This window comes from Pannonibacter carbonis (genome assembly GCF_003012935.1).
Taxonomy (GTDB): domain Bacteria; phylum Pseudomonadota; class Alphaproteobacteria; order Rhizobiales; family Stappiaceae; genus Pannonibacter; species Pannonibacter carbonis.
Window position 1 is genome coordinate 46901 of record NZ_PUDR01000003.1, and the last position, 15179, is coordinate 62079.

A 15179-nucleotide genomic window follows, 5' to 3' on the forward strand; every position below is an offset into this window, starting at 1 on the left:
GATAATCCCCTGCCGTTAATTTCCCATACGGAAGATTGGCAAATTTACCGTTAAGGCGCTCAACTTCAGAATACAGAGATTGGCCTAAACGCAATTATTAAGTGCATCTTGTCTCGAAAATGAGGCAGTTTGATCCTGGCTCCTCGCGGTCTGCGGCGAGCCCAGCAGAAACAGCAACCGGCCTTGCATCCGGACCCGTTGAGTGGACAGGAGCTCTGAGCCCTTTCTGTGGCTCCGTGTTTCGTCGGGCGGTTCCTAGCCGATGCCGAACACCCCGTGCAGCAGGGCCCCGACGGCCCAGGCGATCCCCGCGGCGGAGATGCCGATGGCGAGGGTCTCGTTGCCTGAACTGAGCCAGCCGCGCGTCGACCAGCGTGACTTGAGTGAGCCGATGCCAAAAAACGTGAGCGCCGTCAGCCCGGTTGTCACAAGCCCCGGGTTTGCAATCGGATAGCCAAACGAACCAACCAGAAACGGCAGCAGCGGAACCAGTCCACACAGCACGAAGGCGGTGAAAGTGGCCAACGCTGCGGCCATCGGCTGTCGGTGCCCATCGCTGATGCCGTATTCGCCGGCCAGCATGGTCTCGATCCAAACCTCGCGCCGTGACGTGATCAGGCTGACCAACTGTTCAAGCTCCGCCCCCGCATAGCCCTTGGCGGCGAAGATCTGGCGGATTTCTTCCTGCTCGCCTTCGGGCGCAAGCTGGATGTGGCGCTCCTCGACCTGCCGCAGGCGCTGATAGTCTTCGCCCTCAGCCTTGCTGCCGGCATAGTTGGCAGCTGCCATCGAAAAGCCGTCGGCTAAAAGGTTGGCAAAGCCCAGGATGAGGACGACGGAGGCCGGCAACCCCGCGCCAATCGCGCCTGCGACAATGGCAAAGGTGGTAACGGCGCCGTCGATGCCGCCATAAATCCAGTCGCGCAGATAGCTGACCTTGGGGCCTTCGGTCAGCCGCCGTGCGATGGCGTCCCGGCTGTGGTCATGTTCCAGCGTGTTGTGCGGGCTGGACGGCGGAGAGGCTGGCATCGGACAACTCGTGGCTTGCGCGGCAGGGGCGCTGGCGGTTAACTCTTCAGCCCGGCTTCTTGCGAGGCCAGGAAGCGGCCTTACCTGTGGTCTTGCTACCCGGACCGGTGTATAAGCCGCACGTTTCCTCCACTTCATGTAGGGTGGGCGAAACAATGTTATCAAGGGAAGGTATCTGGGCCGGACGAAAGACGGAATAGGCACAAGCCCGGACGGTAGTTGGAGAATGTGTGATGGCGGAGAAGTGGACCCCGGACAGCTGGAGATCAAAACCGATCCAGCAGGTGCCGGATTATCCCGATGCTCAGGCGCTCGCTGATGTCGAGAAGCGCCTGTCGACCTATCCGCCGCTTGTTTTTGCAGGCGAGGCGCGCGCACTGAAGCGCCAGCTTGCGGATGTTGCGGCGGGCCGTGCTTTCCTCCTCCAGGGTGGAGATTGCGCCGAGAGCTTTGCAGAACATCACCCGGATCACATTCGTGACTTCTTCCGCGTCTTCCTGCAGATGTCGGTTGTCCTGACCTATGCCGCCGCCCAGCCGGTGGTGAAGGTCGGCCGCATCGCCGGCCAGTTCGCCAAGCCCCGCTCGTCCAACATCGAGAAGCAGGGCGATGTCGAGCTGCCGAGCTACCGCGGTGACATCATCAACGATATCGCCTTCACGCCGGAAAGCCGCATCCCGGATCCGAACCGCCTGTCGATGGCCTACCGCCAGTCGGCTGCGACGCTGAACCTTCTGCGCGCCTTCGCCCAGGGTGGCTTTGCCAACCTCGACCAGGTGCATCGCTGGATGCTGGGCTTCGTCAAGGACAGCCCGCAGTCGCACCGCTATCAGGAACTGGCGGATCGGATTTCCGAATCCCTGTCCTTCATGCGCGCCTGCGGCGTCTCGCCGGACAGTGTGCCGCAGCTGCGCTCGACGGATTTCTTCACCAGCCACGAGGCGCTGCTGCTCGGCTACGAGCAGGCCTTCACCCGCATCGATTCCACGTCTGGCGACTGGTACGCCACCTCCGGCCACATGCTGTGGATCGGCGACCGCACACGTCAGCCGGACCATGCCCATGTGGAATTCTTCCGCGGCATCAAGAACCCGATCGGCCTGAAGTGCGGCCCCTCGCTGACCGCTGACGGTCTGCTGAAGCTGATCGACACGCTGAACCCGGACAATGAGGCCGGCCGTCTGACGCTGATCTGCCGCTTCGGCGCCGACAAGGTGTTCGAGCATCTGCCGCAGCTCATTCGCGCCGTCGAGCGCGAAGGCCGCACCGTCGTGTGGTCCTGCGACCCGATGCATGGCAACACCATCACCGCTGGCGGCTACAAGACCCGTCCGTTCGACCGGATCCTCAAGGAAGTGGAAGCCTTCTTCGCCGTGCACCGCGCGGAAGGCACCCATGCCGGCGGCATCCATGTCGAGATGACTGGCCGCAATGTCACCGAATGCACCGGCGGCGCCCACGCGCTCACCGCCGAGCAGCTCGGTGACCGCTACCACACCCACTGCGACCCGCGCCTCAATGCCGACCAGGCCATCGAACTGGCCTTCCTCGTCGCCGAGAACCTGAAGAAGGAACGCGAAGGCCGCACCGACAAGATGGTCGTCAACGGCTGACACATCGCCGGCATGGTTGAATAACGAGGGCGAGCCACCAGGCTCGCCCTATTTGTTTGCGGTGCGGCAGCGCACTGGAGACGCAGCGTTATATTGTGGAAAACACCTAGATACCCCGTGAAACCGGTCTTTTCTGCGATTGGTATTTCCAACAGGGGAAAACGTAATCTTGCCTTAACGGAAGATCGCCTAAGGACAGCGCAGCAAGCCCGTGGGAGGGTGAGATGCGAACTCGGCTGGACATCAGCAACCTGTCGTTCCTGATCGTCGACGACAACATGCACATGCGTCAGATCCTGCGCTCGATCCTGGCCGGATTCGGGGCCCGGCGGATCTATGACGCGGCTGACGGGGCGGATGGTCTGGAGATCGTCATCGACCGGCGGCCGGACCTTGTGCTCTGCGATTGGCTCATGACCCCGGTCTCCGGGGTTGATTTCCTGAATCTGATCCGCGCCGACAAGGACAAGTCCCTGGCGACCACGCCGGTTGTGATCGTCACAGCGCATGCCCGCAAACCGGTGATCCTCGAGGCAATCCGGATCGGCATTCACGGTTTTGTCGCCAAGCCCGTTGCCCCTGCCGTCCTGTACAACCGGATAGAGACCGCGCTTGTGTATCAGGACCAGCATGGCCGGTCGCGAGGTTCCCTGCGGCTTCCAGGCACCCGCCCGCTCGACATCCGTGGTCGTGAGGTGATCGACCTGTCACGTCACTCCGAGCCATCGGATCCCACCCCGATCAAGGCCCCGACCAAGGCCCAGAAGCACACCGTGAAACCGGCTGCAGCGCAACGCCAGAGCGAGGTCGATCAGCAGCCGGGCCTCGCCTTTCTTTGAAGCTGACAGCGCCGATTGCCAGCTTCTGCGCGGTGCGCTACTGCTTTGCCCATGACCGACGCCTCCCTTGCCTCCGCCTCCCGCCTCCGCCTTGCCACTGCCCAGCTCAACCCCGTCGTGGGCGACATCAAGGGCAACGCTGCCCTCGTCCGCGCCGCGCGTGCTGAGGCGGCCGCCGGCGGGGCGCATCTCCTGCTTCTGTCAGAGCTGTTCCTCGCCGGCTACCCGACCGAGGATCTGGTGCTGAAGCCCGCCTTCGTCCGCGCCTGCCGCGAGGCGGCCGAGGATCTGGCGAAGGACACCGCCGACGGCGGACCGGCCGTTCTCGTCGGCCTGCCCTGGTCCGACGGGGAGGGCGTGCACAATTCCGTCGCCCTGCTCGATGGCGGGCGTATCGCCGCTGTCCGGCACAAGGTCGACCTGCCCAATTACGGCGTCTTTGACGAGAAGCGCGTCTTCACCCCGGGGCCGCTGCCTGGCCCGGTCGAGTTCCGCGGCCTGCGCCTCGGCCTGCCGATCTGCGAGGACGCCTGGACCGACGAGGTCATCGAGTGCCTGACCGAAACCGGCGCCGAGATCCTGCTGATCCCCAATGCCTCGCCCTACTGGGCCGGCAAGGCGGAAGAGCGGCTGCAGGTCATGGTTGCCCGCGTGGTCGAGAGCGGCCTGCCGCTGGTCTATTGCAACCAGGTCGGCGGCCAGGACGAGTTGGTCTTCGACGGCGCTTCCTTTGCCCTCAACGCCGACCGCAGCCTCGCCTTCCAGCTGCCGCAGTTCGCAAGCCTGATCTCCGTCACCGACTGGGAGCGCGACGGGGAGGGCAGCTTGCGCTGCGTTTCCGGTCCCGTCCATCCGCTGCCGGCCCGCGAGGAAGCCAACTGGCTCGCCTGTGTCCAGGGCCTGTGCGACTATGTCGACAAGAACCGGTTCCCCGGCGTCGTGCTCGGCTTGTCCGGCGGCATCGATTCGGCCGTCTGCGCCGCCATGGCCGTCGATGCGCTGGGCGCTGACCGGGTGCATGGCATCATGATGCCCTATCGCTACACCTCGAGCGACAGCCTGCGCGATGCGAAAGCCAGCGCCGACGCGCTCGGCCTGCGCTACGACATCGTGCCGATCGAGGCCCCGATGACCGGCTTCACCGAGGTTCTCGCCCCGCTCTTTGCCGGCCGCGCCCCGGACATCACGGAAGAGAACCTGCAGTCGCGCAGCCGTGGCGTCATCCTCATGGCGGTCTCGAACAAGTTCGGCGCCATGGTCCTGACCACCGGCAACAAGTCGGAAATGTCGGTCGGCTACGCCACGCTCTACGGCGACATGAACGGCGGCTACAACCCGATCAAGGATCTCTACAAGACCGAGGTCTACCGTCTGGCCGCCTGGCGCAACCTGAACTGCCCTGATGGCTTGAAGGGGCCGACCGGCGAGGTCGTGCCAGCGGGTGTCATCACCAAGGCGCCCTCGGCGGAGCTGCGCGAGAATCAGACCGACCAGGACAGCCTGCCGCCCTATGACGTGCTCGATGCCATCCTTGAGGGCCTTGTCGAGAACGAGCTGTCCGTGGCCGAGATCGAGGCCAAGGGCTACGACCGCGCCACCATCCAGCGCGTCGAGCACCTGCTTTACATCGCCGAGTACAAGCGCCGCCAGGCCCCTCCCGGAGTCAAGATCACCCGCCGCAACTTCGGCCGCGACCGCCGCTACCCCATCACCAACCGCTTCCGCGACCGCTAACCGGGCCAGTTGCCCTTGACGCCTCTTGTGAGGGGAGTGCAGGCTCGGGCTCCCTCCCGGAGTGAGTGATGTCCTTCCTCTCCTTTTTGGGCCGCAATGCCCGCTGGCTCGGTGCAGCCTTTGTGCTCACCGCCTTTTCCGGCTTCGGCCAGACCTTTTTCATCTCCCTGTCCGCCGGTGACCTGCGGCAGACCTTCGGGCTGAGCCATGGCGAGCTCGGCTCGCTCTACATGCTCGCCACCCTCGGATCGGCCCTCACCCTGCCCACCCTTGGCCGGACGCTGGACCGTTTTACCGTGCCCCAGGTGGCGGCCGGTGTGATGCTGGCCCTCGGCGGCTTCTGTCTTCTCATGGCGCTGACGCCGCATGTGGCCGTTTTGGCCTTTGCGCTCTATGGCCTGCGCCTGTTCGGGCAGGGCATGATGTCGAACACGGCCATGACGGCGACAGGGCGCTGGTTCGACGCGCAGCGGGGCAGGGCGGTGGCCGTGGTCGGGCTCGGCTATCCCGTCTCGGAGGCGCTGCTGCCGATCACCTTCGTCACGCTTTCGGCGCTGATCGGCTGGCGCCAGACCTGGGGGCTCGCCGCTGCGGTGATGGTGCTTGCCGTGCTGCCATTGGTGCTGCTGCTCCTGAGGAAGGAGCGCGTGCCGCAGGCGCAGGATCTGGCGCGCGCGGGAACCGCGCCGCGCAACTGGAGCCGGGCGGAAGTGCTGCGCGACCCGCTGTTCTACGTGGTCAGCGCCGGTGTCCTTGCCCCGCCGTTCATCGCAACGGCCATCCTGTTCCACCAGGTCTATCTCACCGAGCTGCGCGGCTGGCCGAAGGAACTGTTCGCGCTGGCCTTCATGGTCATGTCTGCCACCGCCGTGCTGTCCTCGCTGGTGCTCGGCGGCCTGATCGACCGGTTTTCCGCCCGCGCCCTGATGCCCTTCATGCTGGTGCCGCTCACTGCCGGATGTCTGGTGCTGGCGCTGGTGCACCAGCCTGCCGGTGTTTTCGCCTTCATGGCGCTGCTTGGCCTCTCCAATGGCTTCGTCGCCACCTTCACCGGTGCGCTGTGGCCGGAGCTGTACGGGACAGCACATCTGGGCGCGATCCGCTCGGTGGTCTTTGCCGTGATGGTCTTTGCCTCCGCCCTTGGCCCCGGCCTCACCGGCTGGCTCATTGACCTGAGCGTACCCTTCGACCTGCAAATCCTCGGCATGGGCCTCTACTGCCTTGCCATGATCGGAGCGCTGACCGCCGCATCGCGGATCCTGAAGCGGCGCTGAGGCCCATCTTATCCCTTGTCCCGATCCCGCAGCCGGGATACCTCATGGCCATGACCGTCACAGTCCGCTTTGCGCCCTCGCCGACGGGCCTCATTCACATCGGCAACACCCGCACCGCCCTTCTCAACTGGCTCTTCGCGTGCCGGAACGGGGGGCGGTTCATCCTGCGTTTCGACGACACGGATCTGGAGCGCTCGCGCGAGGAATATGCGCAGGCGATCGCCGCCGATCTCGACTGGCTTGGCCTCAGGCCGGATGCCGTCTATCGCCAGTCGGACCGCGGGGCGCTTTATGCTTCTGCGGCAGAGACCTTGAAGGCGGCAGGCGTGCTGTATCCCTGCTACGAGACCGCCGACGAGCTGGAACGCCGCCGCACCCGGGCCCGTGCGCTCGGCCGCCCGCCTGTCTATGACCGCGCGGCGCTTAAGCTCACTCCGGAGGACCGCGCCCGGCTGGAAGCGGAAGGCCGCAGGCCGCACTGGCGGTTCCTGCTGCCCAACCATGAAGGTGATCCTCTGGCGCCCCGGCGCACCGACGTCACCTGGGATGACCTCTGCCGGGGACCGCAGGCCATCGACCTCGCCTCCCTGTCCGATCCGGTGCTGGTGCGTGAGGATGGCACTTGCCTCTACACCTTCACCTCCGTGGTCGACGATGCGGATCTGGCCATCACCCACGTCATCCGCGGCGAGGATCATGTGGCCAACTCCGCCGTGCAGATCGCCCTGTTCCGGGCGCTGGGCGCCGAGCCGCCGGTGCTGGCTCACCACAATCTCCTGACCACCGCCGATGGCGAGGGCCTGTCAAAGCGGAAGGGGGCCTTGTCGGTATCCTCCCTGCGCGAGGCCGGGCTCGAGCCCATGGCGCTGGCGTCGCTTGCCGTCCTCACGGGCACGTCACAGGCCGTTGAGGCTGTCGCCTCCCTTGATGCGCTGGCGGACAAGCTGGATCTTGCCGGCATTTCCAAATCCTCGGCCAAGTTTGATCCGGCCGAACTCGAAACGCTCAACGCCCATCTCGTCCATGCCCTGGCCTTCGCGGATGTGACCGGCCGGCTGACCGCCCTTGGCATCGGCGGCGGCGAAGCCTTCTGGCTCGCCGTGCGCGACAACTGTGTCAAGGTTGCCGATGCCGCGCTCTGGTGGCGCGTTGTGGCCGGCGAAATCACGCCGGTGATCGCCGGGGAAGACCGGGATTACATCACCAGCGCCCGTGCACTGCTGCCGGAGGGCGAGGTGACGCCGATGACCTGGAAGGCCTGGACCGAGGCGCTGAAAGGGGCAACGGGCCGCAAGGGCAAGGGCCTGTTCATGCCGCTGCGCCAGGCGCTGACCGGCCATGACCATGGCCCGGACATGAACGCGCTGCTGCCGCTTATCGGTCGGGATAGAATTTTGGCCCGACTTGCCTGACAGGACCGCGCGGGGCTGCCGGCGCGGGCGCTGACGCTTCCTGTGCCGGCTCCTCTGCCGAAGCTGTTTCTGCAGGCGCTGCGCCGCGCACTTCGAGTTCAGGTGCCGGCAGCGTATCCAGGGTGCTCAAGGTGGTGCTGCCCGCCGGAGCATCGACGCTGACAAGGGCCGTTGCATCAAATCCTTCCAGCAGATTTTGCCGGGTATCAGGGTCGGCATCCTCCGGGATAGCATCAGCCGGAACGGGACTGATCGACGCACGCAGGCTTCCGGTGCGCGGATCGTCCTCGGCGCCTGTCCCATAGCGCGCGCGCGCGGGCAGAACGGTTCCGGCCATGGGAATCAGCGACATGTTCGTCGCCCCGGGAACCTGCAGTCCGGCCGCGCCCGTGCCCGCTGGCCTCGCCTGGCAACTGCAACCCTCCACGTATTCCTTGCGGTGGCGGAAGGCGTTGGGCAGGTCCTTGTAGGCGATGCCGGCCAGCGACATCATGTTCTCCGGTTCACCGCCGGGATTGGGATAGATGAACAGGTCCGTCTGTGCGGCTGGACACATCGAGGCGCAGATCTGTGCGTCCTGGGGAAACTTGTCGCTGCTGGTCGAGAAACTGATCGGGAAAAAATACCCGTCGCAGGTCCGGACGCACAGGGTACGGAAGGTGCCGCCGGTCGGGACCCGGAGCCTGGCGACATTGGTGTCGATGGCGGTCACCTGGGCCCGCGAGCGCCGCTCGCCAATGGTCTCGCTCGCCCGGGAGGTCGCGGCAAGCTGCTGCGTCGGCTGCGGCGTCGTGATCCGGACCGGACGGTCATCGGGCTCACTGCCGCCGAAGATCCGGTTGAGCAACCCGCTCGGCTTCTGGGCTTCCAGGGCATCGCCGCCGCGCGCCTTTTCCACCCGGGCCGGCGCCTCGTTGCAGCGATTTCGCACCAGTGCAGCCTGCAGCCGGACAACATCCTTTGAACTGCGCGCAGCGGCCGGATTGCTCTTGGTACGCTGACGTTCGATCTTGGCCAGATTGGTTTTCATGCGGCCGATCTTGTCGAGAAGACCGGCGCATTTTGGGCTACCGGGCTGGGCCGAGCAGCGGAAATAGGAGGCATCCCGCTCGGCTGCGCTGATTGCGGTCGCCTGCTGCCGGGCAGCCTCGTCCCACTTGGACCCGCCGGAGGTCTGGGACGCGCCCTGTGCGCGGGCGAGCTGGCGCTCCAGCCCGTCGCAGGCAGCCGTGCGCGCCTCGGCAGCACCGGCTGCAAGGCAGACGGTTCCCCAGAGCACAAGCAGACGCAGCCCGCTCAGGGCCGCGTTTCCGACTGCCGTCATGGCTTGATCCCTTTGTCCGCACGAAAGCCGCCGGGGCGGTCGTGCGCCATCCCGATCCCACTATTCAACTGCTCGGTCTCAATTGCAATCGAAGGCCGGGAACGCGGTTAATCGGGTGTCGACACTCCAGCTCCATGGGCTGTCTCGTTGTCGCCCAGATGCCTTGCTGCCTCCTGCAGCCGCGACAGAAGCTCGTCGAGATCGGCCAGGGATCCCGCAGGCAGTGTTGCCAGCAGGGCGTCGGAGAAAGCCCGCGCCTGCGGCACCAGTTCCCGGTACATTGCCTCGCCCCTCGGCGTCAGTTCGAGAAAGCTCTCGCGCATGTCGTCGGGGTTGGGGGTGCGAGCGACATAGCCAAGTGCCTCGAGCGCTGCCACCGCTCGGCTCACCTTGGTCTTGTGCATGTGGCTGTGCGCCCCGACATCCCGTGCTGTGACCTTGCCATACTGGCCGATGGTTGCCACCACCCGCCATTCCGGGATTGCAATCCCGAACCGGTCGGAATAGATCCGCGACAAGGCCCGGCTGACCACTTCGGACAGGATGCTGAGGCGATAGGGCAGGAATGTTTCCAGCCGCAACGGCTCGCTGTCCACCGGCAGGGCAGGGTTTTCGTCGGCAGAGTGTGGCAACTTCGGCGGGGACATCCGGGCTCCGTGATTTCAAGGCCGCGCGGGCATAATATTGAACGCCTTCGCGCGTGCAGCAATCGGTCTTTGCCGCAGGTCGGGCATCAGTTTGACCCGGCTACAGGCCTCGCGCAAAGCCGGATAACTCAGCAACTTGTTGATAAAACTGTCTCTGCGCCATGATTTCTCTGCATTTGTTTGCGAATCGGGGCGATCCGCATGGATCGTGCGGAAGTGAGGAGAGGATCCGGTCGCTGCTGCGGGCAGGGGCCGTGCCAGAGGGCGCTGCAGGCGATGGATCCGCCAAGCAGAAGGTGAATACCCATGAGCAAGACCAGCAGCGGCACCGAGGCGGACACCGTCGCCATCGCAGAGGTGGGCAGAGGCTGCTTTGCCCTGGCCCGGCCCGGCCGTCCGACCCTCGGCGTCATCCGCGCGGAAGACTGTCTTGTCCTTGTCGATGCCCCGGCCAACAAGGATGAGGCCGCGCCCGTGCTTGAAGCGCTGGATCGTCTTTCCGACAAGCCGGTCAAGCATGTGGTGCTGACCCATTACCACGCGCGCCGCCGGCTTGGCGCATCGGCCTTTGTTCCGGGCGAAATCATATCGTCCGACCTGACCCGGCGCCTGATCGAGGAGCGTGGTCGTCAGGATCTCGATTGCGAGCAGGTGGCTCGGCAGCAGGAACCGCAGGGCCCGCTTCGCGCCGCTTACGCTTCAGGCCTGCCGGTGGACCCGAGCCTGACATTTGCCTCGTCCCTGTCGCTGCGGCTATCCGGCCGCGAGGTCCGGGTGATGCATCTGGGGCGCGGCCACACGATGGGCGATGTCGTCGTCTATGTGCCCGACAGCGGCGTCATGTTTGGCGGTGATCTGCTCGAGCCAGGCGGCTGCGTCGATGCCCGCGACGGCCATCTTGCCGACTGGCTGCGGACGCTGGAGCGCATGCGCGCCTTTCGCGCCAATGCGCTGATTGCCGGCTGTGCCCCCGCCGTCGCCGGACCGACCCAAGTCGGCGAGGCCCTCAACCGCACGCGTGATTATCTCGATACCCTGCTTGGCACCGCCAAGGCCTGCGCCGACGAGCGAATGTCCTTGAAGGAGGCCTATGCTGCCATCCGCGACGCCATGGACCCGCGTTTCGGCAAGCTGGCGCACTACAGCACCCGGATGCCGTTCAATGTCGTCCGGGCGCTTGAGGAGGCCGGAGGCCAGGACCTGCCCCAGGTCTGGACAGCGGATCGCTATCGCCAGACCCTCGGCCTGCTCGGTTCCATGGACCGGGCCGACGACCAGAGCACGGCCAGCAACGCCGCCTGATCCGCTACTCCGTACACGCATTTGGCAAGGGGTCGGAACTGTCCAGCCCCTGAGGCTGATGACAAGCCCATCGGTGTCACCCCGGCCGAGCAACGCGAGAGCCGGGGCCTACTCGCTCGCAGAGCCTATGTAACCAAGCGACGGACCGGAAAGCGGAAACGGTCTCGCCGTGACTTTCGAGCCGCAAAATGGTCGCTCTGCGAACGAGTAGGCCCCGGGTCTCCGCTTCACTACGCCCGGGGTGACACTGAGCAAGATCTCAGCAGACTAGAGCTTGTCATCCAACCGGTGGGAGGCACTGTCCGGCCCCTTACGCATTTCTACGCATGGGGCGCTCCGGCACTGGTAGTTAACGATGTCCGTGCCCACATGCGGTCCGGCGCAAGTTGCGCCGTTCTGCTCAAGGTCACATCCGGAAGGTTTCCCATGTCGCTGCGCAAAACCGCCCTCGCCACCGCTGCCGTCCTCTGCCTGTCTGCGGTGCTGCCATCAGGCGGCGCCCTGGCTGCTGGCGATGAACCGGACCTCATCTTCAAGAAATCGACTGTCTGGAAATTCCTGACCCCCGACCACAAGCTCGCCACCTATGCCATCGACGATCCCGTGGTCGACGGCGTAGCCTGTCATTTCACCGTTCCGGAAAAGGGCGGCGTGGAGGGCTGGCTTGGCGTTGCGGAGGAAGTCTCAGATATCTCGCTCGCCTGCCGTCAGGTCGGACCGGTCACCTTCAAGGGAAAATTCGAGCAGGGCGACGAGATGTTCCGCCAGCGCCGCTCGTTCCTGTTCAAGAAGATGCGCATCGTGCGCGGCTGTGATGCCAGGCGCAACGTGCTGGTCTATCTCGTCTACTCCGACAAGATCATCGAGGGCAGCCCGAAAAACTCGACCTCGACCGTTCCGATCATGCCTTGGGGCGACCAGCCGGCCCCGCGCTGCAGTGATTTCGTCACGAAGTGATCTTGCGGCTTCCCCATGGCAGGGACTGCCAGGGCATTTTCTCTGCGCTGTCCCGGCCTTGTGCCGGGACCCGTTCTGTTTTCTCTGGAGATAGATAAACCCGCACATCCGCACCTGGGCTCAAGCCCGTGCACAAGGCCTCGACGGGTAATTGGGATGTCTTACCGGGCTCTCAGCCCTCAGGCCGTCTCGGTTTCATCCACGCCGGCTAAAACGGGCAGACCCTTGGCGTCGACCGCGCAGAAGTGCTTGAACAGCACGCCCATCACTTCGCGGGCTGCCTCGCTGGCCAGACGGTAATAGATTGTTGTGCCTTCGCGCCGGGTCAGAACAAGCCCCTGAGCGCGCAGGAGGCTCAATTGCTGCGAGACTGTCGGCATGCGCATGCCGGTTTTTTCGGCCAGTTCACCGACACTGCATTCCTTTTCCGCCATCTGGCACAGCAGCAGGAGCCGCGGCGCAGAGGCGATCATTTTCAGGAACTGGGCAGCCATTTCGGCCTTGGCCTCGAGTGCTTCTGGTTTCATGATCTCGAAAGTAACAGGTTTCCGTTTGCGCTGCAATCAATACCAGATTGTGACAGGCTTTGCGCGCGGCAAATCATCCTCCAGGGCCGGAAAGCCGAGCCGGAGATGCCCGGCACTTGCGCCAGTTGCGCCGGCTCAATGCCGCGACAGGGCCGGCAGCAGCATGTGGCCGGCACCGCAGCCAAGGCCTGAGGTCAGGCACATGCTCTTCTGTGCCGATACAGCCTGGGGAACGGCGGGGCCGGCGACAAGAGCCGCCATCCCCATCAGCGGAAACAGCAGGACCGACAGAACGAAGGTGAGGGAGACGATACGCGATACCATGGGAAGCTCCGCTGCCGGCCGGGCTGCGCCCGGTCCATGACGACCTGATGGCGCTACAATGGCAGGGCGGGGCTGAACCCATGCTGAGACAGGCTTTCAGCTGCCGTTCAGCTTCGTGAACGGTTGTTAGTTGCCAGCTTGCTGATGAACCTCAACCTGACCGGCGTCATCCCGGCCAAGCGAAGCGCCGAGCCGGGACCGGAGAGCCGAAGCCTTGATGTGTCAATGAGCCAGAACTGGATAGACTGTGGCTCTCCGGTCCCGGATCTCCGCTTCGCTCTCGTCCGGGAAGACCATCGTGGGTTTGTCAACGGTCTGAGGGCCTTCAGGTCGTCGATTTCCGGCGTTCCGGTCAAAGGTTCTCCCGCATGGCGCGGGCGAGCGCCTTCAGCAGCGCTTCATCGCGCTCATAGATGTCCGGGCGGAAGTGGGTCGAGCCGTCCTTGTTCATCCAGGCTGTCAGATAGGTCAGATGCACCGCCACCGGTTCCTTCAAGGTGATCACCTGCCGGTCGCCGCTGCCCTTGATTTTCTCCAGCTTCGCCCGGTCATAGCCTTGCGCTGCCAGAAGCACCTCACCCAGGGCAAAGGGATCCGACACCCGGATGCAGCCGTGGCTGAAATAGCGTTCCGAACGGTCAAACAGCGCTTTCGACGGCGTGTCGTGGATGTAGATGTTGAAGGCATTCGGGAACATGAACTTGATGCGGCCAAGCGCATTCTTGTCGCCCGGGTCCTGGCGGAGCTGGTAGGGCAGGCCGGTGCCCTTGAACGACGCCCAGGCCACGCTCGCCGGGTTCACTTCAGTGTCGCCCTTGAACACGCGGATGTTCTGGCCGGACAGCGCAGAAGGATTCTTGATCAGCTTGGGCAGATACTCGTTCACCGCAATGGACTGCGGCACGTTCCAGAACGGATTGACCTCCACATAGGTCATATTGCGCGAGAACACCGGCGTCGCGTGATAGGGCTTGCCTACCACAACCCGCGCCGTGTGGATGGTCTTGTCGTTCTTCACGACCTTCAGCACCTGATCGGCCAGGTTGACGAAGATGTAGGTCGAACCAAGATCGTCCGGCATCCAGCGCCGGCGCTCCATGTTCAGCTCCATCTGGATCAGGCGCTGGGTGATCGAGGCATTGATCTCGGCCAGGGTTCCCGGCCCGATCACCCCGTCCACCGTCAGGCCGTGATACTCCTGGAACTGTTTCACTGCCTCCACCAGCGCCCCGTCATAGACGTCGCCCGTATGCGCGGCAGCAGTGAGGTAGTCCTCCTCGGCCATCCGCTTGCGCAGGGCATCAAGGCGTGGGTCCGTCATGCCCGGCTTCAGCGTCTCGCCCGCCGGCACGTGGGTAAAGCCGCCCCGCGCGGCCTTGTCCCGGTACTCCGCCAGCCGCTGCTTCAGCCGCGCGTAGGAGGGCGACTGCGGCGCCAGCCCCTCGAGATAGGCGCCGAAATCCGGCGACTGGCTGACTGCATTCAGGAGATCAGCCGGGTCCGGGATCTCGGGGAAAATGTTGAGCGCCTTGCTCACCACATTCGGCTGCACCCGGCCGGAGGCCAGATGCGTGCCGTAGCGCACGTAATTGCGCGTCAGGTCGATGTCTAGCGTGGCATAGTCTTCGGCCGTCGCAGCCGCATCGGCGCGCCGGGCCAGATCGATCGGGGCATAGTTATCCGGGTTGAGCGCATGGTCATTGGCTGCGGCAAAGGCGGCGATGGCCAGGTGGCCGTTTTCCGAAAGTCCTGCCTCCGCTCCGTCCGACAGCACCCACAGCGGCTGCCCGCCGCGCGCGGCGTAATAGGCCGCGATGGCGGGATCCGGGACCGTGCCAAGCCGCGCCAGGATCGCTTCGGCAATCACATTGCCGATGCCCTGATCGGTCGCTGCTGTGCTTGCTGTTTGTGCTGCCACAGGTTCCGGCGCAGTCACGAGCACCGCACCTGACAGCATCAGCCCGGCAAGCACCGCAGCTGCGAAGCCGCGCGCGGTGAGCCGATGCCTCGGTGCTGCAGCGGTCTTTGCCGCTCCGGTGATCCTTGCAAGTCGATACGTGCCTGTCATGTCGCGCCCCCCGGCCGGCCGGGCGATTCCCGACCGGCAAATCCTAGCGTGTTGGCAGCCCCAGTCCAGTTTTCTGCCCCGATTGTGCCGCAAAAGGCGAGGCCTGATGGTTTTGCATCTTCGCTTGAC

General features: G+C 64.8%; 13 protein-coding genes. 7 read left to right on the top strand and 6 right to left on the bottom strand.

Annotated elements, in window-relative coordinates:
- Positions 1 to 255: 255 nt before the first annotated feature.
- Entirely contained in the window at positions 256 to 1029 is a 774-nt protein-coding gene (locus tag C8348_RS04485) for a VIT1/CCC1 transporter family protein (RefSeq protein ID WP_106752093.1), read from the bottom strand.
- Positions 1030 to 1262: 233 nt separating this feature from the next.
- On the opposite strand from C8348_RS04485, the gene C8348_RS04490 reads away from it, so the two are divergent.
- The 5 genes from C8348_RS04490 to gltX all read left to right on the top strand — a co-directional run bounded on the left by C8348_RS04490 (position 1263) and on the right by gltX (position 7901).
- Positions 1263 to 2642 (top strand): class II 3-deoxy-7-phosphoheptulonate synthase, encoded by a 1380-nt coding sequence (locus tag C8348_RS04490; RefSeq protein ID WP_106752094.1) that lies wholly within the window; start codon positions 1263 to 1265, stop codon positions 2640 to 2642.
- Between the two features lie 224 nt (positions 2643 to 2866).
- A complete protein-coding gene (locus C8348_RS04495) occupies positions 2867 to 3481 on the top strand; it encodes a response regulator (protein WP_106752095.1) in 615 nt (204 codons plus the stop codon).
- Between the two features lie 51 nt (positions 3482 to 3532).
- Positions 3533 to 5215 (top strand): NAD+ synthase, encoded by a 1683-nt coding sequence (locus tag C8348_RS04500; protein WP_106752096.1) that lies wholly within the window; start codon positions 3533 to 3535, stop codon positions 5213 to 5215.
- Positions 5216 to 5283: 68 nt separating this feature from the next.
- Entirely contained in the window at positions 5284 to 6489 is a 1206-nt protein-coding gene (locus C8348_RS04505) for an MFS transporter (protein WP_106752097.1), read from the top strand.
- A gap of 50 nt (positions 6490 to 6539) precedes the next feature.
- Positions 6540 to 7901 carry a glutamate--tRNA ligase gene (gene gltX / locus C8348_RS04510; RefSeq protein ID WP_106752414.1) on the top strand — a complete coding sequence of 454 codons (1362 nt, stop codon included), beginning with the start codon at positions 6540 to 6542 and terminating at the stop codon, positions 7899 to 7901.
- On the opposite strand, the gene C8348_RS04515 is transcribed toward gltX, so the two are convergent.
- On the bottom strand, positions 7864 to 9225 hold the full coding sequence (locus tag C8348_RS04515; RefSeq protein WP_106752098.1) for a DUF2865 domain-containing protein: 1362 nt from the start codon (positions 9223 to 9225) through the stop codon (positions 7864 to 7866). The two genes, gltX and C8348_RS04515, sit on opposite strands and share 38 nt — an antisense overlap.
- Positions 9226 to 9332: 107 nt before the next feature.
- The gene (locus C8348_RS04520; RefSeq protein WP_106752099.1) at positions 9333 to 9872 is read right to left on the bottom strand and encodes a MarR family winged helix-turn-helix transcriptional regulator; all 540 of its coding nucleotides are present in this window, start codon (positions 9870 to 9872) and stop codon (positions 9333 to 9335) included.
- 306 nt (positions 9873 to 10178) lie between these two features.
- On the opposite strand from C8348_RS04520, the gene C8348_RS04525 reads away from it, so the two are divergent.
- Both C8348_RS04525 and C8348_RS04530 read left to right on the top strand, forming a co-directional pair.
- Positions 10179 to 11174: an MBL fold metallo-hydrolase gene (locus C8348_RS04525; RefSeq protein ID WP_106752100.1), complete on the top strand. Its 996-nt coding sequence runs from the start codon at positions 10179 to 10181 to the stop codon at positions 11172 to 11174.
- A gap of 426 nt (positions 11175 to 11600) precedes the next feature.
- Positions 11601 to 12131, top strand: a complete 531-nt coding sequence (locus C8348_RS04530) for a CreA family protein (protein WP_106752101.1) — start codon at positions 11601 to 11603, stop codon at positions 12129 to 12131.
- Between the two features lie 179 nt (positions 12132 to 12310).
- Here the strand turns inward: C8348_RS04530 and C8348_RS04535 are convergent, their stop codons facing one another.
- The 3 genes from C8348_RS04535 to C8348_RS04545 all read right to left on the bottom strand — a co-directional run bounded on the left by C8348_RS04535 (position 12311) and on the right by C8348_RS04545 (position 15050).
- Complete coding sequence (locus C8348_RS04535; protein WP_106752102.1) at positions 12311 to 12658, bottom strand: ArsR/SmtB family transcription factor; 348 nt, start codon at positions 12656 to 12658, stop codon at positions 12311 to 12313.
- A gap of 135 nt (positions 12659 to 12793) precedes the next feature.
- Entirely contained in the window at positions 12794 to 12982 is a 189-nt protein-coding gene (locus C8348_RS04540) for a hypothetical protein (RefSeq protein WP_106752103.1), read from the bottom strand.
- Positions 12983 to 13334: 352 nt separating this feature from the next.
- Entirely contained in the window at positions 13335 to 15050 is a 1716-nt protein-coding gene (locus C8348_RS04545) for a L,D-transpeptidase family protein (RefSeq protein WP_208983551.1), read from the bottom strand.
- Between the last annotated feature and the right edge of the window lie 129 nt (positions 15051 to 15179).